Annotated in this window: 20 protein-coding genes, 1 tRNA gene and 1 pseudogene; 17 read left to right on the plus strand and 5 right to left on the minus strand. The window is 68.6% G+C overall.

From position 1 onward, the window contains the following. Window positions 1–18: 18 nt before the first annotated feature. From BBX35_RS21130 to folK, 3 genes are all read left to right on the plus strand, one after another. Window positions 19–1,347 (plus strand): multidrug effflux MFS transporter, encoded by a 1,329-nt coding sequence (locus BBX35_RS21130; RefSeq protein ID WP_208979901.1) that lies wholly within the window; start codon window positions 19–21, stop codon window positions 1,345–1,347. 217 nt (window positions 1,348–1,564) lie between these two features. Next, the gene (gene folP / locus BBX35_RS21135) at window positions 1,565–2,440 is read left to right on the plus strand and encodes a dihydropteroate synthase (protein ID WP_208979902.1); all 876 of its coding nucleotides are present in this window, start codon (window positions 1,565–1,567) and stop codon (window positions 2,438–2,440) included. Beyond that, the gene (gene folK / locus BBX35_RS21140) at window positions 2,437–2,946 is read left to right on the plus strand and encodes a 2-amino-4-hydroxy-6-hydroxymethyldihydropteridine diphosphokinase (RefSeq protein WP_067224358.1); all 510 of its coding nucleotides are present in this window, start codon (window positions 2,437–2,439) and stop codon (window positions 2,944–2,946) included. Before folP ends, folK begins: the two co-directional genes overlap by 4 nt. Window positions 2,947–2,994: 48 nt before the next feature. On the opposite strand, the pseudogene BBX35_RS21145 reads toward folK, so the two are convergent. Further along, window positions 2,995–3,951 (minus strand): annotated as a pseudogene (locus BBX35_RS21145) (prephenate/arogenate dehydrogenase family protein); the annotation flags it as partial. A 27-nt stretch (window positions 3,952–3,978) separates the two neighbouring features. Then, on the minus strand, window positions 3,979–5,100 hold the full coding sequence (hisC, locus tag BBX35_RS21150) for a histidinol-phosphate transaminase (RefSeq protein WP_067224362.1): 1,122 nt from the start codon (window positions 5,098–5,100) through the stop codon (window positions 3,979–3,981). Between the two features lie 315 nt (window positions 5,101–5,415). Here hisC and metX point away from each other — a divergent pair, with 315 nt between their 5' ends. Both metX and metW read left to right on the plus strand, forming a co-directional pair. Next, window positions 5,416–6,645, plus strand: a complete 1,230-nt coding sequence (gene metX, locus BBX35_RS21155; RefSeq protein ID WP_067224364.1) for a homoserine O-acetyltransferase MetX — start codon at window positions 5,416–5,418, stop codon at window positions 6,643–6,645. A gap of 125 nt (window positions 6,646–6,770) precedes the next feature. Beyond that, window positions 6,771–7,334: a methionine biosynthesis protein MetW gene (gene metW / locus BBX35_RS21160; RefSeq protein ID WP_067224794.1), complete on the plus strand. Its 564-nt coding sequence runs from the start codon at window positions 6,771–6,773 to the stop codon at window positions 7,332–7,334. On the opposite strand, the gene BBX35_RS21165 is transcribed toward metW, so the two are convergent. From BBX35_RS21165 to BBX35_RS21175, 3 genes are all read right to left on the minus strand, one after another. Beyond that, window positions 7,267–8,106: a class I SAM-dependent methyltransferase gene (locus BBX35_RS21165; RefSeq protein ID WP_067224365.1), complete on the minus strand. Its 840-nt coding sequence runs from the start codon at window positions 8,104–8,106 to the stop codon at window positions 7,267–7,269. The two genes, metW and BBX35_RS21165, sit on opposite strands and share 68 nt — an antisense overlap. A 159-nt stretch (window positions 8,107–8,265) precedes the next feature. Then, window positions 8,266–8,805 (minus strand): MarR family winged helix-turn-helix transcriptional regulator, encoded by a 540-nt coding sequence (locus BBX35_RS21170; protein ID WP_171901503.1) that lies wholly within the window; start codon window positions 8,803–8,805, stop codon window positions 8,266–8,268. Window positions 8,806–8,815: 10 nt separating this feature from the next. Next, complete coding sequence (locus BBX35_RS21175) at window positions 8,816–9,316, minus strand: flavin reductase family protein (protein ID WP_067224798.1); 501 nt, start codon at window positions 9,314–9,316, stop codon at window positions 8,816–8,818. 238 nt (window positions 9,317–9,554) lie between these two features. Between BBX35_RS21175 and BBX35_RS21180 the strand changes: the two genes are divergently transcribed. The 12 genes from BBX35_RS21180 (at window position 9,555) to BBX35_RS21235 (ending at window position 22,647) form a co-directional block, all read left to right on the plus strand. Next, a complete protein-coding gene (locus tag BBX35_RS21180; RefSeq protein WP_067224366.1) occupies window positions 9,555–10,601 on the plus strand; it encodes a 2,5-dihydroxypyridine 5,6-dioxygenase NicX family protein in 1,047 nt (348 codons plus the stop codon). After that, the gene (locus BBX35_RS21185; protein ID WP_067224368.1) at window positions 10,598–11,401 is read left to right on the plus strand and encodes an alpha/beta fold hydrolase; all 804 of its coding nucleotides are present in this window, start codon (window positions 10,598–10,600) and stop codon (window positions 11,399–11,401) included. Before BBX35_RS21180 ends, BBX35_RS21185 begins: the two co-directional genes overlap by 4 nt. Then, complete coding sequence (locus tag BBX35_RS21190; protein WP_067224370.1) at window positions 11,398–12,669, plus strand: acyl-CoA dehydrogenase family protein; 1,272 nt, start codon at window positions 11,398–11,400, stop codon at window positions 12,667–12,669. Before BBX35_RS21185 ends, BBX35_RS21190 begins: the two co-directional genes overlap by 4 nt. Next, on the plus strand, window positions 12,666–14,204 hold the full coding sequence (locus BBX35_RS21195; RefSeq protein WP_244271689.1) for a class I adenylate-forming enzyme family protein: 1,539 nt from the start codon (window positions 12,666–12,668) through the stop codon (window positions 14,202–14,204). Before BBX35_RS21190 ends, BBX35_RS21195 begins: the two co-directional genes overlap by 4 nt. A 31-nt stretch (window positions 14,205–14,235) precedes the next feature. Continuing rightward, complete coding sequence (locus BBX35_RS21200) at window positions 14,236–15,249, plus strand: TRAP transporter substrate-binding protein (protein WP_067224372.1); 1,014 nt, start codon at window positions 14,236–14,238, stop codon at window positions 15,247–15,249. After that, a complete protein-coding gene (locus BBX35_RS21205) occupies window positions 15,246–15,755 on the plus strand; it encodes a TRAP transporter small permease (RefSeq protein WP_067224373.1) in 510 nt (169 codons plus the stop codon). The genes BBX35_RS21200 and BBX35_RS21205 overlap by 4 nt, the downstream gene beginning before the upstream one ends. Window positions 15,756–15,797: 42 nt before the next feature. Continuing rightward, a complete protein-coding gene (locus BBX35_RS21210; RefSeq protein ID WP_067224375.1) occupies window positions 15,798–17,090 on the plus strand; it encodes a TRAP transporter large permease in 1,293 nt (430 codons plus the stop codon). Between the two features lie 573 nt (window positions 17,091–17,663). Continuing rightward, entirely contained in the window at window positions 17,664–19,076 is a 1,413-nt protein-coding gene (gene leuC, locus BBX35_RS21215; protein ID WP_067224376.1) for a 3-isopropylmalate dehydratase large subunit, read from the plus strand. A 230-nt stretch (window positions 19,077–19,306) separates the two neighbouring features. Further along, complete coding sequence (locus BBX35_RS21220; RefSeq protein ID WP_067224378.1) at window positions 19,307–19,864, plus strand: HNH endonuclease; 558 nt, start codon at window positions 19,307–19,309, stop codon at window positions 19,862–19,864. A 208-nt stretch (window positions 19,865–20,072) separates the two neighbouring features. Next, a complete protein-coding gene (locus BBX35_RS21225) occupies window positions 20,073–21,473 on the plus strand; it encodes a pilus assembly protein TadG-related protein (RefSeq protein ID WP_067224380.1) in 1,401 nt (466 codons plus the stop codon). Window positions 21,474–21,739: 266 nt separating this feature from the next. Further along, window positions 21,740–21,815: transfer RNA gene (locus BBX35_RS21230), tRNA-Thr, on the plus strand. A gap of 190 nt (window positions 21,816–22,005) precedes the next feature. Next, window positions 22,006–22,647 carry a hypothetical protein gene (locus BBX35_RS21235; RefSeq protein ID WP_067224381.1) on the plus strand — a complete coding sequence of 214 codons (642 nt, stop codon included), beginning with the start codon at window positions 22,006–22,008 and terminating at the stop codon, window positions 22,645–22,647. Window positions 22,648–22,659: the final 12 nt, after the last annotated feature.

Here is a 22,659-nt window from a genome sequence, read left to right on the forward strand (position 1 = left end):
GACCCAACCGGAGCGCTTATGAGCAGCACCGCCTCTTCCACCGTTTCCGACGCGATCGACGGCCTCCCGCCGTTCGACCCCGCCCTTGCCCCCGGCGCGCCGCGCTCGCAGACCCGGCGCCCGCCCCCGCCCGAGGGCGGCCCGATCATGAGCGAGATGCGCACCTCCCTGCTGGGCGCCGCGCTGGTGGCCATCGGCCCGATCACCATGGCGCTGTACACCCCGGCCATGCCCGTGCTGGCCGAGGCCTTCGGCACCTCCCAGTCGATGATCAAGCTGACGCTGACCGCCTATTTCGCCGGTTTCGCGCTGACCCAGCTGGTCTGCGGCCCGCTGACCGATGCCTTCGGCCGCCGGCCGGTGACCATGGCCTTCCTGCTGCTCTATCTCGCCTCCACGGTCGTCGCGACCTTCGCCCCCACCATCGAGTGGATGATCGTCGCCCGCACCCTGCAGGGCATCGGCGCCTCGGTCGGCGTCGCCGTCTCGCGCGCCATCGTCCGCGATCAGTTCACCGGCCAGACCTCGGCCCGCATCATGAACACCATCGCCATGATGCTGGCGATCGGCCCGGCGCTCGCCCCCACCATCGGCGGCGTCACGCTGGAACTGTTCGGCTGGCGCGAGATCTTCTGGGCCATGCTGATCTACGGCGTCGTGCTGATCATTGTGACGCAGGTCTGCTTCCGCGAGACCAACCCCTATATCGACCGCGCCAACCTGCGCCCGCGGGTGCTGCTGCACAATTACGCGACGCTGCTGCGCGATCCGCGCTACATGCAGCCCAGCATGCTGGTCGGCTTCGGCATCGGCACCATCTACACCCTCGCCTCGGTGCTGCCCTTCGTCCTGATCGACCATGTCGGCCTGACGCCCAGCCAGTTCGGCTTCGGCATGATGATCCAGTCCGGCTCGTTCATCTCCGGCACCATCGTCACCGGCATCGCCATGCGCCGGGTCGACGCCATGCGCCTCCTGCCCTTCGGCATGACCGGCATGGTCGTCGCCGCCTCCGCCCTGCTCGCCTCGCTGACCCTGATGCCGCCGACCTTCCTCGGGGTGATGCTGCCGGTCGGCCTCTTCGCCTTTTCGCTGGCAACGTCCCTGCCCTCGGTCACCAGCGCCGCGCTGCAGGGTTTCCCGCGCATGGCGGGCGCGGCCTCCGCGCTGATGGGCTTCCTGCAGTTCGGCGCCGGCCTGCTCGGCAGCCTGATCATCGCCGCCCTCGGCAATCCGCTGCTCGGCATCATCCTGGTGCCGCCGGCGATGCTGTTCATCGCGGTCGCCTCCTACCTGCTGCTCGGCCGGGTCAATGCCCGCCGGGCCGCCCCCCTCGGCGAAGGCTGAAATCCCTCGCTACCTTCACGCGATTGGGCCTTGACGCGGCCGGACGAACGGCGCAAGACCGCCACGGATACGGTTGCGCCGCCCGGGATCCTGCCCGGACGGCACGCCTGGGACGGCCCGCGATGTTCGGGCAGCCATTCCTCCGGGTCGGGTCATCGAGGTCGGGACATCCCGCTGGCCTTTCGACCAGACCGGGACACCAGGCCGGGGCAGACGCATGACACCACACCACGGGGACGCACCCCCTTCGCCGGGCCAAGACGCACGGGCGCCGCGCCTTCTGCGCCATAGCCACGGCGTGCTGTCGCTCGAGCGGCCGAAGGTGATGGGCATCCTCAACATCACCCCAGACTCCTTCTCCGACGGCGGCCGCTTTCTCGCCCGCGACGACGCGCTCTCCAGCGCCCGGCGGATGATCGCCCACGGCGTCGACGTGATCGATGTCGGCGCCGAAAGCACCCGCCCGAATGCCGAGCCGGTCCCGGCCGACGAGGAATGGCGGCGCCTCGCGCCCGTGCTTGCCGAGGTGATCGCCCTCGGCGCGCCGGTCTCCATCGACACCTACAAGGCCGACATCGCCGAAAAGGCCTGCGCCCTCGGCGCCGTCATCGTCAACGATGTCTGGGGCCTGCAGAAAGACCCGTCGATGGCCGAGACGGTCGCCGCCAGCGGCGCCGCGGTGATCATGATGCACAACCGCGAGCGCGCGGATCCGGACATCGACATCCTCGCCGACATCGACCGCTCCTTCGAGCGCTCCATGGAGCTTGCCGCCCGCGCCGGCATCCCGGCGGAGCGGCAGATGCTGGATCCGGGCATCGGCTTCGGCAAGACCCAGGACCAGAGCTACCAGGTGGTCAACCGGCTGGAGCACTTCTCCCGCCACGGCTTGCCGCTGCTGGTCGGCGCCTCGCGCAAGCGCCTGATCGGCGCGGTGCTGGACGTCGACACCGAGGACCGGCTCTACGGCTCCCTCGCCCTGCACACCATCGCCTTCATCAAGGGCGCGGCCATGGTCCGCGTCCACAATGTCCAGCCGCATGTCGATGCCGCCCGCATCGCCCATGCCACCATGAGCGAGCACGTGGGATGAGCACCGCACAGAGAAAGACCCTGGTGCGCGCCGCGCTCGGCCTGGGGTCCAATGTCGGCGACACGCTGGCCAATCTCGAAGGAGCGCTCGCCGCGCTTGCGGCCACGCCCGGCATCGTCGTCGTCGCCCGCTCCTCCGACTACCGCACCCCGCCCTGGGGCCCGGTGCCGCAGGACGACTACCGCAATGCCTGCACGGTGATCGAGACCCGGCTGTCGCCGCGCGACCTGCTCGACCGCTGCCTGGAGGTCGAGCGCAGCCTCGGCCGCGTCCGCGACATCCGCTGGGGCCCGCGCGTCATCGATATCGACGTGCTGATCTATGGCGAGGAGCGGATCGAGGAGGACGGCCTGACCATCCCGCATCCGCGCATGGGCGAACGCGCCTTCGTGCTGGTGCCGCTGGCCGAGATCTGGCCGGACGCGCCGGTCGGCGACGGGCGCACGGCCCGCCAGGCGCTGGCCACCTGCCCGGGCCGCGACGAGATCCGCCCCATTCGAGACTGATCCCGGCCGCAACCGATCCCTACACGGGAAACCGCCCGGAAACCCCGCTTATCGCTTGGCGTCGCGGCCGAAGTTCGGCGCGTCGGTCTCCTGCCCCGCCTCGACGATGGACCGGCGGATGCCGCGCGTGCGGGTGAACAGCTCGAACAGCGCCTCGCCGTCGCCCCAGCGCACTGCCCGCTGCAAGGCCGACAGGTCCTCGGAGAAGCGCGACAGCATCTCCAGGATCGCGTCCTTGTTGTGCAGGCAGACGTCGCGCCACATGGTCGGGTCGGAGGCGGCAAGCCGCGTGAAGTCGCGGAAGCCCGAGGCGGAATACTTGATCACCTCGGACTTGGTCACCGTCTCCAGGTCGTCGGCGGTGCCGACGATGTTGTAGGCGATGATGTGCGGCACATGCGAGACGATGGCCAGCACCAGGTCGTGGTGCTCGGCATCCATCGTGTCGACCATCGAGCCGCAGGCCCGCCAGAAGGCGGACAGCCGCTCCAGCGCCGCCGGATCGGTGTCCGGCCCCGGCGTCAGGATGCACCAGCGATTGCGGAACAGCTCGGCAAAGCCCGCATCCGGGCCCGAATGCTCGGTGCCGGCGATCGGGTGGCCGGGGATGAAATGCACACCCTTCGGCAGATGGGGCGCCATCTGGCGCACCACCGAGGCCTTGGTCGAGCCGACATCGGTGACGATGGCGCCGGGCGAAAGCGCCGGGGCGATCCACTTCGCCACCGCCTCGCTCGCGCCCACCGGCACGCACAGGATGACGAGATCGGCACCGTTCACCGCCTCGGCGGCATCCAGGTGATAGCTGTCGCCCAGCCCCAGTTCCTCGGCCCGGCGCAGCGTCTGCTCCGAACGGGTGGAAATGACGATCTCCTCGGCCAGCCCCTCGCGCCGCGCGGCATGCGCGATGGAGGAACCGATGAGGCCGATGCCGATCAGGGCAAGGCGGCGGAATTTCGGATCTGACATGAAACGGCCTGACAAACTGGCAGCGTCCGCGCGCCGTGGCGCGGACGCCGTCGCCGCCGCGCCTCAGCGCCCGGCGAGGAATTCCTTCAGCACCGAGACGACCTCGCGGTTGGCCTCCTCGTTGCCGATCGACATGCGCAGCGCGTTGGGCAGCCCATAGGCCCCCACGGCCCGCAACACGCATCCGCGCGCGCTCAGATAGGCGTCGGCCTCCGCCGCGGTGCGGCCCGGCTCCTCGGGGAAGTGGATCAGCACGAAGTTGCCGACGCTCGGCGTGACCTCAAGGCCCAGCGCCGCCACTTCCTGGCTCACCCATTCCAGCCACTTGTCGTTATGCGCGACGGCGGTCTCCAGGAACGCCCGGTCGCGCACGGCGGCGATGCCGGCGGCCTGCGAGGCGGCGGAGACGTTGAACGGTCCGCGCACCCGGTTCAGCGCGTCGATCACATGCGCCGGGCCGTAGCCCCAGCCGATGCGCAGCGCCGCAAGGCCGTAGATCTTGGAGAAGGTGCGCGTCATCAGCACGTTGTCGGCCGTCGCCGCCAGCTCGATGCCGGCCTCGTAGTCGTTGCGGCGCACATATTCGGCATAGGCCGCATCCAGCACCAGCAGCACGGTAGGCGGCAGGCCGGCATGCAGGCGGCGGATCTCGTCGAACGGCAGGTAGGTGCCGGTCGGATTGTTCGGATTGGCCAGGAACACGACCTTGGTGCGCGGCGTCACCCGGGCCAGCAGCGCATCCACGTCCGTGGTCAGGTTCTGCTCCGGGGCGACGACCGGCGTGCCGCCGGCGGCCAGGATCGCGATCTTGTAGACCAGGAAGCCGTATTCGCTGTAGAGCCCCTCGTCGCCCGGGCCGATATAGGCGCGGGCCACCAGTTCCAGGATCTCGTCCGAGCCGTTGCCGCAGATCATCCGGTCCGGGTTCAGGCCGTAGACGTCGGCGATCGCCTCGCGCAGGCCCGTCGAGCCGCCGTCCGGATAGAGCTCCAGATGGCCGGCGCAGGCGCTGTACGCTTCCACGGCGCGCGGGCTCGGGCCCAGCGGCGTCTCGTTGGAGGACAGCTTGTGGAGCTTCGCGCCGCCGGTCGACTTGGTCCGGCCGGGCACATACGGAGCGATCTCCATGATGCCGGGGCGCGGCTCGGGACGGGACGGGGAACGGGGATCGGCATTCGTCAGCATGGCCGAAATTTCCTGGCTGCAGCGGGCGTGGCCGGCATGTGCCGGCCCGGCGGAGAATGGCGGCCGACACGCATGCCGGCCTTGCGGAAAGACGGCCGGCACCCGCGGAAAACGGGGCGCCGGCCAGCGCATACTCATAGGCAACAGGCCTGTCGAAAGCAAAAGAAAACATTGACGTTGCCCGGACGGGCTCCTACGTCTGCTGGTCCCTGCGAACCGGCCCCTTTCGAGGAAAAACTGGCCGTCGCGAGAGAGTTTGACCCCAGGCGGTGCCGGAAGGCCGTGCCACCGCCGCCAGGAGGATGTCCGGCACAGATGAGCAAGGACACGACCGCCGAGGAGAGCCCGCCCGATCAGAGCCCGCGGGAGCTGCGGGCCGCGCCGGCCAGCGAGGCCGACACCCCGTCGAGCCGCGTCGAGAAGTTCGGCGGCGACAAGGCGCTGCGGCTCGATTCCGGCACCGTGCTCGATCCCTGGCAGATCGCCTACGAGACCTACGGCACGCTGAACGAGGACCGCAGCAACGCGATCCTCGTCTGCCACGCCCTGACCGGCGACCAGTATGTCGCCTCGCCCAATCCGCTGACCGGCAAGCCCGGCTGGTGGTCGCTGCTCGTCGGCCCGGGCAAGCCGGTCGACACCGACCGCTTCTTCGTCATCTGCGCCAATGTGCTCGGCGGCTGCCTCGGCACCACGGGACCGGCCTCCACCAACCCGGCGACCGGCCGGCGCTGGGGCCTCGACCTGCCGCTGGTGACCATCCGCGACATGGTCCGCGCCCAGGCGGTGCTGCTCGACCATCTCGGCATCGAGACGCTGTTTTCCGTGGTCGGCGGCTCCATGGGCGGCATGCAGGTGCTGCAATGGGCGGTGAGCTATCCAGAGCGGGTGTTCTCCGCCGTGCCCATTGCCGCCGCCGCGCGCCATTCCTCCCAGAACATCGCCTTCCACGAGGTCGGCCGCCAGGCGGTGATGGCCGATCCCAACTGGTGCGGCGGGCGCTATTTCGAGCGCGGCGTGCGTCCCTCCAAGGGGCTCGCGGTGGCGCGCATGGCCGCCCACATCACCTATCTTTCGGACCCGGCGCTGCACCGCAAGTTCGGCCGCAACCTGCAGGACCGCGAGGCGATCACCTTCGGCTTCGACGCCGATTTCCAGATCGAGAGCTACCTGCGCCACCAGGGCATGACCTTCGTCGACCGGTTCGACCCCAACTCCTATCTCTATGTCACCCGGGCGATGGACTATTTCGACCTGGCCGCCGATTTCGGCGGCTCGCTGCCGCGCGCCTTCCTGCATTCGCCGACCCGTTTCTGCGTCATGTCCTTCACCTCCGACTGGCTGTTCCCCACGGCCGAGAGCAAGGCCGTGGTCAAGGCGCTGAACGCGGCCGCCGCCAACGTCTCCTTCGTCGAGGTGGAGAGCGACCGCGGCCATGACGCCTTCCTGCTCGACGAGCCGGAAATGTTCCGCACCGTGCTCGGTTTCCTGACCGGCGCGGCGCATGCCCGCGGGATCGCCCCGCCGGCGGGAGGTGCCGCATGAGCGTGACGACCATCACCACACCCGAGGCCGCGGTGGACGCGCCGCCGGTGCCGACGACCGCGCCGCAGGCCGCCGCCCAGCCGGGCAGCGCGCGCGGCGACCACCGTCTCGTCGCCGATCTGGTCATGCCCGGCTCGCGGGTTCTCGACATCGGCTGCGGCGAGGGCGAGCTGCTCGACCTGCTGATCCGCGAGAAGCAGGTGGACGGGCGGGGGCTGGAGCTGTCCCAGGCCGGCGTCAACGCCTGCGTCGCCCGCGGCCTGTCCGTCGTCCAGGGCGATGCCGACCGCGACCTGTCGGACTATCCGGACAACGCCTTCGACTTCGTCATCCTCAGCCAGACCCTGCAGGCGACCTATGCGCCGCGCCGGGTGCTTGAGGAGCTGCTGCGGATCGGCTCCAACGTCATCGTGTCCTTCCCGAATTTCGGCTTCTGGCGCAACCGCCTGCAGCTTCTGTTCGGCGGCCGCATGCCGGTCACCGACTATCTGCCCTATTCCTGGTACGACACGCCGAACATCCACTTCTGCACCATCCGCGACTTCGTGCTCCTGTGCCAGGAGGCCGATGCCCGGATCGTCAAGTCGATGGCGCTGGATGCGGGCGGACGGCCGGTCGGCTTCACCGCCCCCTGGTGGGTCTGGAACCTGATCGGCGAACAGGCCCTGTTCCTGCTGAAGCGCTCGTAAGGCCGGATCGTCCAAGGCCCGGGCCCGTGCGCCCATTAATTCCGGGCGCCGCGCCTTCAGGCACGAAGACCGGCCGCAGCGCCTTCATCAGCCGCGTCTCGCCGCCGGCCGGCGCGCCGCGGAAGATCTGCTTCTCCGCCTCGATCACCAGCAGTCCGGCAAAGGCCGGCCACAGCCTGCGTCCGACCCGGTCCCAGGCCGGCGCGCTGCGCAGCACCAGCCGCGAACGGGTCGGCGGCAGGCACAGCGCCTCGTCGCTTGCCGACGGGCGGAACTGGCAGGCGCGGAGCAGCCCCTCGATCTGTCCGCGCGAGAACGGCCTCCCGTAGCCGAACGGGGATATCTCCGAGCGCGCCCACAATCCCCGCCGGTTGGCGACGACGACGATCATCCGACCGCCCGGCACCAGCACCCGCCAGATCTCGCGCAGCAGCGCTTCCGCGTCGCCGCAATGATCGAGGCAGTGGACCACCAGCGCGTTGTCGAAGACGTGATCGGGGAACGGCAGTTCGGTCTCGTCGACCAGCGTCGCCGAGTTGCGCCCGCCGCGCGGCCAGGCGACCACCCCTTGCGCCGCCGGCATCGCGGCGATGCACCGCTCCGCCTCTTCCAGATAGGGCCGCATGTACGGCGCGGCGTAGCCGACCCCGAGCAGGGCGCGCCCTTTCAGGTCGGGCCAGCGGGCCCGGATCCGCGCACCGACCAGCACCCGCATCATGCGGCCGAGCGGCAGGTCGTAGAAGGTACGCTGGTGCTGGACGTCGAGATACATGCTGACCCGCCTGAGGCAGACCCCGGCGGGGCGTGCGGGCTGATTGAACCCGTTGCGGCGTTTGGATGCAACAACGCAACTTTTCGGCATTTCGAGACGGAATTTTGCAAAATCCGTCTCAATTTCTGCAATAGCCGTCAGCGCATTGAATTTAAAGACCTATTTGCCGGAAAACCCGTCGAAATCGGTGACCGGGGCGCCCGGTCCCGCCCTTTCGATCAGCCGCAGCAGGGCGCGGCGCAGCGTCTCCGTTTCCCCCTCGCCGATCGCCTCGACGAGCCGCGCCTGATGCGCCTTCGCGTCGAGGATAAGCTCGTCGACATGCGCCTCTCCGGCCGGCGTCAGCCGCACCCAGACGCGGCGCCGGTCGTCCGCATCCGTCTGCCGCTCGACCAGCCCCTTGGCGACCAGCTTGTCCACGGTCTTGGAGATCGCCGGCTGGTTGGCAAGACAGCTCTTCGCGAGCTCGCCGACGGTCAGTCCCTCCCCCGTTCCCTTCAGGGAGGCGAGGATGCGCCACACCGCCACCGGCACCCCGCGGGCCCGCACCTGTTCGTGGAATTCCGCGCTTGCGACGCTGGAGGCCCGCGCCAGCAGATAGAGCAGGTAGCCGTCGACGAAGCGTCCGTCCCGGCCTGCGCTCGCGCTCTCCGGCTGGCTGCCGGCGGAGGGGCGGCTGGGTGCCGCGATATCGGTCATTGCACGCCTCTCATTCGGGCAGGACGGCCGCCGCGTCGGCATAGCTCGGGGTCGCGTAGCGCCCCGAATGATAGAGCAACGGCTCGCGGTCCGCATGGTCGAAGGCCTCGACCTTGCCGAGGAAAACCAGATGGTCGCCGCCCTCGACCCGGGTCGCGTTGAGGCACTCGAACACCGCGGTTACCCCCGCCAGCACCGGCACGCCGCATTGCCCCGGCTGCCAGGAAACTCCGGCGAAACGGTCCTCCACCGGCCGCGCGAACCGGTCGGACAGCGCCCGCTGATCGGAGGCCAGAATGTTGACCGCATAGTGCCGGGACCGCTCGAAAACGGCGAGATTCTGCGATTTCCTGGCGAGACTCCACAGCACCATCGGCGGATCGAGCGAGACCGAGTTGAACGAATTGGCCGTCAGCCCGACCGGCCGGCCGGCCTCGTCCAGCGTGGTGACGATGGTGACGCCGGTGACGAACCGCCCGAGGGCGCTGCGGAAGCTGCGGTGATCGCTCATCATGGCCTGTCCTCGTGCCTTCGGCTTGCGGAATGCCGGCGAGCCGCCGCCGGCAACAAGTTCATGCCTAAAAATATTCCTTTTCATACAATAACGAAATTGCTACGCTCCTCCAAGTTCTTTTCGCTTGCTGCGAAAATTGTCCGCCCGGCGCAACAAAACGTCGGACGGCACGGATCGGGCCGTGCCGGACGTCGGCGCGAAGCGATTGGCCGGGGCGGATCGGGAGGAGGATCTGATGCTCGCCGACAGGATCGAGGGAAAGTGGATCGACGCCTTCGCGGCCGTCTTCACCCTCTGCAAGGTGGCGCCGGGGGAGAGTGTCGCAATCCTCTCCGAAACCCAGTCGCGCGCCCTCAACGTCCACATCGCGGAACTTGCCCTGCAGCGCCTCGGCGCCCGGCCTTTCCATGTGGTCGTACCGACGCCCCCGCAAGATGCGCCGGTGCCGGTGCGCTCGACCGGTGCCTCGGCTGCACTGACCGGACAGGACGCGGCGATTGCCGCCCTTGCCGCCAGCGGCCTTGTCGTCGACCTGACGGTCGAAGGCCTGCTGCACGCGCCGGAGCTGCCGCGCGTCATCGCGGGCGGCGCCCGCATGTTGATGATTTCAAACGAACATCCGGACGCGCTCGAGCGCCTTCTGCCGCAGCCGCGTGACAAGGACCGGGTGCGAGAGGCCGTCTCCCGCATTCGTGCGGCCACCGAGATGACCGTCACCTCCGCTGCAGGCACGGATCTCAAGGTCGCCATGAAAGGCGCCTCGACCGTCGGCGTGTGGGGCTGGTGCGACCGCCCGGGTTCCGTCGCCCACTGGCCGGCCGGCCTCGTTGTCAGCTTCCCTGCCGCCCACAGCGTCAACGGCACGTTGGTGCTGGATGCCGGCGACATCAACCTGACCTTCAAGCGCTATCTCGAGCGCCCGGTTCGCCTCACCATCGTCGACGACTACGTGACGGAGATCGAGGGCGAGGGCACCGATGCCGAACTGACCCGCCGCTATCTCGCCGCCTGGGGCGACAAGGAGGCCTATGCGGTCGCCCATGTCGGCTTCGGCATGAATGCCGGGGCACGCTACGAGGCGCTGACCATGTACGACCAGCGCGAGACCAACGGAACGGAAGTGCGCGCCTATTCAGGCAACTTCCTGTTCTCGACCGGGGCCAACGAGTTCGCCGGCCGCTTCACCAAGGGCCATTTCGACATCCCGGTGCGCGGCTGCACCATCGCGCTCGACGGCGAGCCGGTGGTGGTGGACGGCGAGCTGATCGAGGCGCTGCGATGAACGGGACCGACCACATCCGCAGGACCGGGGGCGAGCGCGCCGTCGTGCTGCTACACGGCATCGGCGCCGGTGCGGAGATGTTCGCGCCGCAGATCGAGGGGCTCGGCCGGGATCACGACGCCATCGGCTGGAACCTTCCCGGCTACGGCGGCACCGCGCTGCTGTCGCCGATGACCTTCCCCGCATTGTCGCAGGCCCTGCTCGCCTTTCTCGACCGGCTCGGGCTCGACCAGGTCGACCTGCTCGGCCACTCCATCGGCGGCATGCTGGCCCAGGACTTCGTCGCCCGCCATCCGAGCCGCGTGCGCACCCTGGTCCTGTCCGCCACCACCGCCGCCTTCGGCAGCCGTGACGGCGAGTTCCAGAAGCGCTTCGTCGCCGAGCGGCTGGCCCCGCTCGATGCCGGACGCACGATCCCCGAGCTTGCCCGCGAATTCGTGCCGGATCTCGTCGGACCGGCCTCGGACCCGGCTGCCGTCCCGACGGCCACCGCCGCCATGAGCCGGGTGCCGGAGGCGACCTATCGCGAGGCGATCCGCTGCCTTGCCACCTTCGATGCCCGCGAGACGCTGGCCGATATCGCGGCGCCGGTTCTGCTCGTCGCCGGCGAGGTGGACCGCAACGCACCCGCCCCGACCATGCGCCGGATGAGCGAAAAGCTGCGCGACGCCCGCTACGTGGAACTGCCCGGCACCGGCCATCTGGCCCCGCTGGAATGCCCGCAGGCCTTCGAGGCCGCGCTCCGCGACTTCCTGAACCAGACCGAGACCACACCGCCGCAAGAGGGAGCAGGCCGATGACCGTCGCCGATCTCGAGACGCTCGACATGGACAAGCCGATCTTCGATCCCAAGGCCTTCCGCCTGACCGAGCAGGAGGAGGAACTGACCGCCCTCGCCCGCCGGGTGGCCAAGTCCCGCTTCGCTCCGCGCGCAGAGGCCATCGACCGCGACGCGGTGTTCCCGACCCAGAACTACCGCGACATGCACGAGGCCGGCCTGCTCGGCATCTGCGTGCCCAAGGAGGACGGCGGCCACGGCGCCCCCTTCCGCACCTACATGATGACGGCCGCCGAGATCGGCCGCTATTGCGGTGCGACCGCCCTGACCTGGAACATGCATGTGTGTTCCTGCCTGTGGACCGGCGCGCTGACCGACGACCTGGAAATCGAGGCCGGCGAGCGGGAGCTGCATCGCCAGCGCCGTGCCGTCCACTATAAGCGCATCCTCGAAGACGGGGCCATCTACTCCCAGCCCTTCTCGGAAGGCGGCGCCGCCGCGGCCGGCGCTGCGCCCTTTTCCACCTCCGCCCGCAAGGTCGACGGCGGCTGGATCATCAACGGCAAGAAGATCTTCGCCTCCCTGTCAGGCCATGCCGACTACTACGGTATCCTCTGCGGCGAGATGAAGGAGGGCGAGCGGCCCTCCCGCCGCGACACGATGTATATCGCCGTGCCGGCAACGGCGGAGGGCGTCGAGGTGGTCGGTCCCTGGGACCCGCTCGGCATGCGCGGCACCGTCTCGCGCACCCTGCTGTTCAAGGACGTCTTCGTGCCCGAGGACGAGGCATTGATGCCGCGCGGCGTCTACTATCAGGCCGCCAGCCGCTGGCCGCACATGTTCATGACCCTGTCGCCGACCTACATGGGCATCGCCCAGGCGGCCTTCGACTTCACCATCAAGTATCTGCGCGGCGAATGGCCGGGCCTGCCGCCGGTCAAGCGGCGCATGTTCCCCACCAAGCAGATGGGCGTTGCCCAGATGCACCTGATGCTGGAGCAGACCAAGGCCCTGTGGTTCCAGGCAATCACCGAGGCAGGCCCCGATCCCTCGCGCGAGCAGATGCTGCGCGCCTGGGCGGCCCATTACACGGTGATGGAAAACGCCAACGAGATCTGCCAGCTCGCCATCCGCACCTGCGGCGGTCAGTCCATGCTGAAGTCCCTGCCGCTGGAGCGCCTGTTCCGCGACAGCCGCTGCGGCGCCCTGATGCTGCCCTGGACGGCCGAGATCTGCCTCGACCGGATCGGCCGGGAAAGCCTCTACCTGCCGGGAGAAACCGACGAGTGACGTCGATCGACCACTGGATCGAGGCGCATGCGCGCTTCACCCCGGAGAAGACGGCGCTGGTCTTCGGCGACGAGCGGATCGATTACGCCGCTCTCGCCGCCCGCATCGGCCGTCTGGCCGGTGCCCTTGCCGCCCGCCACGGGATCACCCGCGGCGAGCGGATCGCGTATCTGGGCACCAATTCGCCCGACCAGCTGCTGCTGACCTTCGCCGCGGCCCGGCTCGGTGCCATTCTCGTGCCGCTGAACTGGCGCCTGGCCCCGCCCGAGCTTGCGCACGCCCTCGCCGACAGCGGCGCAAGGCTGCTGGTGTATCAGCCCGACTTCGCGGCAATCCTTGCCGCGATGGCGGCCATCGCCCCGCTTCCCGAGACGCTGGTCGCCGACCCGGCAACGGGCGGTCTCACCCGCCAGACGCTGGATGACGCACCGCTCGGCCATGGCGAGGGAGACGGTGCGGCGCAAGATCCCCTGCTCATCGTCTACACCTCCGGCACGACCGGCCGGCCGAAAGGCGCCGTCCTGACCCAGGCCGCCGTCGAGGTCAACGCGCTGAACGCCCTGCACATGCAGGAGATCACCGCTGCCGACACGGTGCTGACGGTGCTGCCGATGTTCCATGTCGGCGGGCTCAACATCCAGACGACACCGGCGCTCTATGCCGGGGCGACGGTGATCCTGCACGACCGGTTCCACCCCGGCACGACGCTCGCCGCGATCCGCGACCAGCGTCCGGACATCACGGTCCTGGTGCCGGCAACGCTGGCGGCGCTAATCGCCCATCCCGAGTGGAAAACGGCGGACCTTTCCTCCCTGCGCCTTGTCGCGACGGGCTCCTCCGACGTTCCGCACGCCCTGATGCGCGCCTTCGTCGACCGCGGCGTTCCGGTGCTGCAGGTCTATGGCGCGACCGAGACCGGACCGGTCGCGATCTACCAGCGCCGCGAGAATGTCGTCCCGGAATTCGGTGCCATCGGGCGGCCCGGCCTGCATACGAAGGCGCGCATCCGCATCGGCGACCGCGATGCCCGTCCCGGCGAGATCGGCGAGATCGAGCTCAAGGGCGGCAACATCACGCAAGGCTACTGGAACAACGAGACCGCGACCGCCGACACGTTCCGCGGCGGCTGGTTCCGCACCGGGGACCTTGCCCTTTGCGACGAGGCGGGCGTGTTCTGGTTCAAGGACCGGCTGAAGAACGTCATCATCTCCGGCGGCGAGAACATCTATCCGGCCGAGCTGGAGCGCGTACTCGGCGAGATCGCCGACTTGAAGGAAGCCGCCGTGGTCGGCATTGCCGATCCGCGCTGGGGCGAAAGCCCGGTGGCGGTGGTGGTTGCGGAACCAGGCCGGGAGGTCACCGCCGAGGCGGTGCTGGCAGGGTTCGACGGACGTCTGGCGCGTTACAAGCACCCGAAGTCCGTTGTCTTCGCACAGGAACTGCCGCGCAATGCGCTCGGCAAGATCCAGCTGGAAAGGGTCAGGAAAATAGCCGAGGATGCGCTCAATGCATCCGGCAAGAAGCAGAGCGCCTGACCGGAACAAGAACCAGACAGAGGGGACTGAAATGCGGAAATTCATCGGGATGCTGACCGCGGTCGCGGCACTTGGCCTTGCCACTGCCGCCTCCGCCGAGACCACCTTGCGCGTATCCAACTGGCTGCCGCCCTCCCACCCCATCGTCAAGGACATCCTCACCCCCTGGGGCGAGCAGGTGGCCAAGGCGACCGACGGGCGCGTCAAGGTCGAGATCATGGCCGCGCCGATCGGCAAGCCGCCGGCACAGTTCGACCTGATCCGCTCGGGCGCGGCCGATGTCGGCTATGGCGTCCACGGCTACACGCCCGGCCGCTTCAAGCTGACGCCGCTGGTCGAGGGGCCGTTCCTGTCCGACAGCGCCGAGGCGCTGTCCGTCGCCTACTGGAAGGTGCAGGAGGCGATGCTCTCCAAGGCGGACGAGCATGAGGGCGTCAAGCTGCTCACCGTCTTCACCCATGGTCCCGGCGGCATCTACACCACCACCAAGAAAGTCGCCTCGGTCGACGACCTTGCGGGCCTGAAGATGCGCATCGGCGGCGGCATCGTTGCCGAGATCGCCTCGCGGCTCGGCATGGTCGGCGTGCAGGCCCCCTCGCCGCAGGTCTACGAAATCCTCGCCAACGGCGTTGCTGACGGCATCCTGTTCCCGCCGGAGTCCGTGCCCTTCTTCCGCATCGACGAGGTGATCCGCAACGGCGTCTCCGTGCCGGGCGGCCTCTACAACACCTCGTTCTTCGTGGTGATGAATCGCGGCGCCTGGGACAAGCTGTCGGATGAGGACAAGGCCGCCATCGACGGCGTGTCGGGCGAGGCCATGGCCCGCATGGCCGGCCAGGCCTGGGACGCGGCCGACGCGGCCGGCGTCAAGGTGATGGAAGAAAAGGGCGTCGCCCAGACCACCGCCGACGACGCCATGACCGCGGCCATCGCCGAGAAGCTCGCCGGTGTCGAGAAGGGCTTCCTCGATGCGGCTTCCGCCGCCGGCATCGACGGCCAGGCCGCCATCGACATGCTCAAGGCCGAGATCGCCGCAGCGAAATGACCGGCGAAACCCGCGACGGCGCGACCGGCGGGGGCGCAAGCCCCTCCCGGCCGCTCGCCGCGGCGACGCGCCTTCTCCAGCTCGTCGCCGCGCTGCTGCTGCTGGTGATGATGGCGGTGACCTTCGTCGACGTCATCGGTCGCTACGTGTTCAACAGCCCGCTGCCCGGCGCCTTCGAGCTGACCGAGGTGCTGCTGGCGCTCGTCGTCTTCGTCGGCCTGCCGATCGTCACAGCACGGCGGGAGCATGTCACGGTCGACCTCCTGACCGGCCGGCTTCCGGGCCGTCTCCGGCAGGGGCTCGCCCGCGCAGCGCTGGCGGTGACCGCCGGCGTGCTGGCGGTCTTCGCTTGGCGGCTCGCGCTTCTGGGCCGCGACTACAGCTCCTATGGCGATGCCACGGTCTATCTCGGCATCCCGCTGGGGCCGGTCGCCATCGTCATGGCGGTGCTCGCCGGCATCTCGGCGCTCGTCGCCGCCCTGCTGATCCTGCGCCGGCAGCCCTGAACGGCCGCCCCGTCCACTTTCCCGAGGGACTTTCGCAAGACCATGGAAACCTGGCTTCCCGGCCTCGTCATTCTCGTCGTCGTGATGTTCGCCGGCGTACCGATCGCCATCGCCATGGCCGCCGTCGGCGGCCTCGGCCTGACGATGATCCTCGGCTTCGCCCCGGCCATGGCGATGGTCGGACAGACCACCTTCGACACCGGCCTGTCCTACCCGCTGTCGGTGGTGCCGCTGTTCGTGCTGATGGGCAATCTCGTCACCCGGGCGGGCCTGTCCGACGAGCTTTACGCCGCCTGCCACGCCTGGCTCGGCCATCGCCGCGGCGGCCTCGCCATGGCGACCGCCGTCGCCTGCGGCGGGTTCTCCGCCGTCTGCGGCTCCTCTCTGGCCACCGCCGCGACCATGGGCAAGGTCGCCCTGCCGCAGATGCGCCGCTACAAGTACGACGACGGGCTGGCGAGCGGCGTGATCGCCGCCGGCGGCACGCTCGGCATCCTGATCCCCCCGTCGGTGATCCTGGTGCTCTACGGCGTCACCGCCCAGCAAGACATCGCCAAGCTGTTCATCGCCGGCATCATTCCCGGCATTCTCGGCATCATCGGCTACATGGCCGCCGTCTGGCTGGTCTGCTGGCGCCGCCCGGAAGCCGGCCCCCCGGCCGAACGCCTGCCCTATCGCGAGCGCTTCCGCGCCCTTGCCGGCGTTGCCGGCATCACCGCGCTCTTCGTGCTGGTGATCGGCGGCATCTATGCGGGCGTCTTCACCGCCACGGAGGCGGCCGGCATCGGTGCCAGCGGCGCCTTCCTGATCGCGCTCGCCCGCCGCCGGCTGACCCTTGCCACCCTGCTGGAGACGCTGAGCGACACCGCCGCCACCACGACCATGATGTTCATGGTGCTGATCGGCGCGCTGATCTTCTCCAACTTCGTCAACATCGCCGGCCTGCCGGCGGCGCTCTCAGGAATGGCGGCGGCCTCCGACCTGCCGCCCTGGGCGATCCTGCTCGCCGTGCTCGGCGTCTATCTCTGCCTCGGCATGGTGCTGGAAAGCCTCTCCATGGTGCTGCTCACCGTGCCGATCTTCGCGCCGATGATGGCCGCCCTCGGCTATGACCTCGTGTGGTTCGGCATCGTCGTCGTCGTCGTCACGGAAATCAGCCTGATCACCCCCCCGGTCGGCCTCAATGTCTTCGTGCTGAAGACGGTGATGCCGGACGTGCCGCTCGGGCGGATCTTCCGCGGCATCGTGCCGTTCATCCTCGCCGACATCGTCCGACTGGCGCTGATCGTCGCGGTGCCCTCGCTGGTCCTGCTGCTGCCCAACCTGATGCGCTGACCCCGTCCGCTCCGGCCGCTCGGGGCGGCCAGCGCAGGCAATTGCGGCCTTGACCCGGCAAGGCAATCGGCGCAAATGAAAGGGAACGGGCACGACATCGGCAGGCGCGGTTCCATCGAACCGGGCGCCGCCGGCAGCGTGGCCCGTCATCGATCGACATGCCGGCCGCCGCTTCAGGCGGAGAGGGAACCGGCAGCGTCGGAAGCTGGAGCCGCTGGAGACCATGCCGGTCGCATCGTGTGACAGGACGCCCGCGCCAACGCGCGGCAGGACATCGCAGCCGGACGGCACCGTCCGGGGCGCGCTGGACTGTACGCGTCCGCGCCCGACCCGCACCCGCCGCTGGCAGCGTATCGAGATCGGCGACCGCCGCCGCCTGCCTGCGCGCTTTCACGCCCTTTTTGCATCGCCGGGCGATCCCGGCCTTACCACCGGCCTCGCGCCGGCTGGTACCCCCGCCGGCTGAGAGGCCCGCACTTTTCTTCGAAGACCGCCATTCGCCGCGCTCCGTGCGGCACCCGGCCGGAGGCCCGAAGGCCCCGTCCCGGACCTGCAGATTATCAGGAGAGACAGATGAACGCTCCGCGCACGCTCTACGACAAGATCTGGGACGACCACGTCGTCGAGACCCAGGAGGACGGCACCGTCCTGCTCTATATCGACCGCCACCTGGTGCATGAGGTCACCAGCCCGCAGGCCTTCGAGGGCCTGCGCATGACCGGCCGCAAGGTCCGTCAGCCGCAGCGTACGCTGGCCGTGGTCGACCACAACGTGCCGACCACCGACCGCAGCCACGGCATCGACGATCCGGAGTCCGCGCTCCAGGTCGAAACGCTGGCCAAGAACGCCGCCGAGTTCGGCGTCGAGTATTACAGCGAGACGGACCTGCGCCAGGGCATCGTCCACATCGTCGGTCCCGAGCAGGGCTTCACCCTGCCGGGCATGACCATCGTGTGCGGCGACAGCCACACCTCGACACATGGCGCCTTCGGCGCCCTCGCCCATGGCATCGGCACCTCGGAGGTGGAGCATGTGCTCGCCACCCAGACGCTGATCCAGAAGAAGGCGAAGAACATGCGCGTGACCGTCGACGGCATCCTGCCGGACGGCGTCACCGCCAAGGACATCATCCTGGCGATCATCGGCGAGATCGGCACGGCCGGCGGCACCGGCCATGTCATCGAATATGCCGGCGAGGCGATCCGCGCGCTGTCGATGGAAGGCCGCATGACCGTCTGCAACATGTCGATCGAGGGCGGCGCCCGCGCCGGCCTGATCGCCGCCGACGAGAAGACCTTCGACTACATCAAGGGCCGGCCGAAGGCCCCGCAGGGCGCCGACTGGGACAAGGCCGTCGCCTACTGGCAGAAGCTCTTCACCGACGAGGGCGCGCATTTCGACAGCGAACTGCGCCTCGACGCCGCCAACCTGCCGCCGATCGTCACCTGGGGCTCGAGCCCCGAGGACGTGATCTCGGTCACCGGTCGCGTGCCGGATCCGGAGGAGATCGCAGACGAGAACCGCCGCGCCTCCAAGCGCCGCGCGCTGCAGTACATGGGCCTGACCGCCGGCACCCCGATCACCGACATCGCCGTCGACCGGGTGTTCATCGGCTCTTGCACCAACGGCCGCATCGAAGACCTGCGCGCCGCAGCCTCGGTCATCCGCGGCCACAAGGTCCGCGAGAGCGTCAACGCCATGGTCGTGCCTGGCTCGGGCCTGGTGAAGGCGCAGGCCGAGGCCGAAGGCCTCGACAAGGTGTTCCGCGAGGCCGGCTTCGACTGGCGCGAGCCGGGCTGTTCCATGTGCCTTGCCATGAACGCCGACAAGCTGTCGCCGGGCGAGCGCTGCGCCTCCACCTCGAACCGCAATTTCGAGGGCCGCCAGGGCTTCAAGGGCCGCACCCATCTGGTGTCGCCGACCATGGCGGCAGCCGCCGCGATCGCCGGTCATTTCGTCGACATTCGCGAGTGGCCGCGCGGCTGACAGCCGTCGCTCCACGACTGAACACGAAGAGCGCGGGTCCCCCGGGGCCCGCGCTTTTTTCATGCCCGCACGCCGGCACGTCAAAGACCGAGCCATGCGCTTTGTCGGGCTTCACAAGACTGTCACTGTGGCTCTACACTATGGCCGCGTTCGGTCGACCGGCCGGGGAAGCGAATCGCGGTTGCGATGCGCCTTCGCTGGGCCGGCGAGCAGGCATGAGGAGCGAAGGTGTGACACTCGCCGTCTCTCCAGGTGCTCACCCGGCCCTGGTGCTCAATGCTGACTACCGCCCGCTGGCGTATTATCCGCTGTCGCTCTGGGCGTGGCAGGATGCGGTGAAGGCCGTGTTCCTCGACAGGGTCAACATTGTCTCCGAGTACGACATCACGGTCCGAAGTCCGAGCAGCGAGTTCAGACTTCCCAGCGTCGTCTCGTTGAAAAGCTACGTAAAACCGAGCCGCCACCCCGCCTTCACCCGCTTCAACGTCTTCCTGCGCGACCGGTTCCAATGCCAGTATTGCGGCTCGCGGGAGGAACTGACCTTCGATCATCTCGTCCCACGCTCCAAAGGCGGGCAGACCACGTGGGACAATGTCATCACGGCCTGCTCGCCCTGCAACCTCCGCAAAGCCAACAAGTCCTGCGCCGACATCGGCATGTGGCCGATGCACCTGCCCTTCCCCCCGACCGTCCAGGATCTGCACAACAACGGCCGCCTCTTCCCGCCGAACTACCTGCACGAAAGCTGGCTCGACTTCCTCTACTGGGACACCGAGCTGGAGCCCTGAGCCGCCCGATCCCTTTCGTCGCACCTGCAGATCCTGCGCAGGCCCGTTCCTGTGGATGCTGCCTTTCCGCTCGGCAGCTTTACCCTTCGTCAACCGACTCCTCGAAACCCCCGTCTTTACACGATCGGTTTAACCAACCGGTCGCTCCTTCGTGCCACTGTCCGGCCAGAAGGCACGCGCCGCCGTATCGGCGCGGGAGTGGGAAAACATGCTGTCTCGTAAATCAGGCAAGAGGTTTCAGGCCGCGCGGCGCCGGATCCGGCGCTTCGGCGAGGATCGCAGCGGGGCCATCCTGCCGATCTTCGCGATCGTCGTGATCCTCGCCATCGTCGTCGGCGGCACCGGCCTCGACTTCGCCCGCGCCATCAACCAGCGCCAGAGCATTGCCCGCGGCCTCGACGCTGCGATGCTGGCGGTGGCTCGCGAGCTGTCGATCCGCAACATGACCTCGGAAGAGATCCAGTCCTATCTCGACGCCAATTACGAGGCCTATTTTGGCGCCAACACCAAGGGCTCCGGCACGGAAAGCCCGATCGTCATCGATCCGCCGAAGATCGACACCGAAGCGCGGGTGATCGAGGTTTCTGCCCGCTCGCGCGTGCCCACCTACTTCATCCATCTCGCAGGCTTCGGTCCGAAGGAGCTGAATGTCAGCGTCGACGCGGAGGCGGTCTATCCGAAGAGCGTCGAGGCGACCCTCGTGCTCGACGTCACCGGTTCGATGGGCGGCAGCAAGATCTCAGCGCTGCGCAATGCCGCCACCAGCTTCGTCAACACGCTGGTCCCGCCGGACATCGCGCCCACCAACGAGAAGGTGCGGATCGCGGTGGTGCCCTATGCAAGCGGCGTCAACATCGGCACCATGCGTGCCACGCTCGCGACCAAGGGCGCGAACGCCACACGTACGTCCTACACGGATTGCGTGACGGAGCGGACGGGCGCACAGGCCTATACGGACGCCAGTTACATCACCGCCTCGGTAGGACCGGGGACGGCTCAGGCCGGCTACAACAGCGGCTACTACTGGAACGGTTCGCGCGCCTACAGCTCGTCGGGCTTCGTCTGCCCGAATGCCGAAGTGGTGCCCCTGACGCTCGACCCGGGCTCCTCGTCCAAGGCGGGAACGCCGCTCTACACGATCTCCCGCCTGTCGGCGAGCGGCAACACCGCGGGCCAGACCGGCGTGGCCTGGGGCTGGTACACGCTGTCGCCCAACTGGTCGACGATGTGGCCGTCCGAGAGCAAGCCCGCCGCCTATACCGACGAGCGCGTGCTGAAATACATGCTGTTGATGACCGACGGCGACTTCAACACCTGGTTCGACGGTCCCGTAAGGCTGGACAAGACCAACTACGACTGGATCGCGAGGCTCGACCAGAGTTCGAACTCGACCAACCGCGCCATCGAGCTGTGCGACAACATCAAGAAGTCCGGCATCAAGATCATCACCGTCGGTTTCCAGATCGGCAATCTCGCCAGCGCCAAGAAGGTCATGAGCCAGTGTGCCTCATCCTCCGGCGACTACTATCTCGCCGACAACGAGGCCGAACTGAACGCGCGCTTCCAGGCGATCGCCAACCAGATCAAGTCCACCTACCTGTCGCGCTGAGGTCGACGCGAACCGGTGCGGCGAAAGCGGGGACGGCGGGCGCAAACCCTCTTGCGCCCCGCCCGCTTGTCCGCTATCACACCGCCACCTGACGGACCGGTCGTCCGGCATCGCCTTTGTCGTTGTGTGGCCATTGCGGCCTTGTCGGAACGAAACGGCGAAACGGACCGATAGCGTACCGACCGGCAGGCGACCGGCTCGGCTTCCCGCCGCTGGTCAGGCGGGCAACCGCCGAACGCACGGGACGCTCTGTCCCGGTCTGGTACGCCGCTGTAGCTCAGTTGGTAGAGCACGTCATTCGTAATGATGGGGTCGGGGGTTCGAGTCCCTTCAGCGGCACCACTTTTTCTCTGACCTTCCCGAGATCCGCTTTTCTCCTGCCCTTCGAGGCAGAAACTGCGCGCGCCGCATCGCGGCCACGCCCGCTCCCCTTCGCTCGCGATATCTGCCGAGACGCCCGAGCCAATCGTGGCCACCGTATTGCCGCGCATTTGTGCTGGCAGGAGTTCACGATACGTTCTATCATGGCGGCATGACCGGTCCCGTTGCAACCCTGCCGGCCGGCACGCCCGCGGAAGACGGCGGGACTGCCGGAACGGAGCATCGCCCGCCTTCCCTTGCCCGGCCCTCCGCCACGAGGGGCGAAGCAGGTCCGCATGCTGCTGCATCAGCCGATGCGCAGACGGCGGGCAGTCACGCCGGCGAGGCGATCGATCTGCTCACGGCATCGCCCGTCGAAACCCCGATCGTACAGGACGCTCCCGCGCCGGCGGACGAGATCGTTCAGGCGCAGGCAGGTGCCCCGCGCGCGGCCGAGGAGCTTGGCCTTGGCGACCGTTACCGCTATCTCTCCGGGGCCTCTGGCAAACGCTACCTGTTTTCCGGTGTCGACCTCGACGCGCTGGAGGATTTTCGCAACGCGGTCGTGGTGATCGGCCTAGGTGAGGGGGCCAGCGACGGCGGTCACGCCCGCCGCGTCTGGATCGGCGAGATCGACCGCGACGGCGTGCGCCGCGGGCCCGCCCTGCCGCGAGCCCTGTCCCGGGCCGTGGAAGAAGCGCGCGGCGCCGTTCTGGTCCACCTCCTGGCGGGCCGGGCGGCGGAACGGCGCGAGGCGCTGGAGGATCTTGCGGCCGGTCTTGCCCGCGCCGGACTGGAAACGCTGATCGCCTGAGCGGCGGACAAA

Source organism: Stappia indica, from assembly GCF_001696535.1.
Classification (GTDB): Bacteria; Pseudomonadota; Alphaproteobacteria; order Rhizobiales; family Stappiaceae; genus Stappia; species Stappia indica.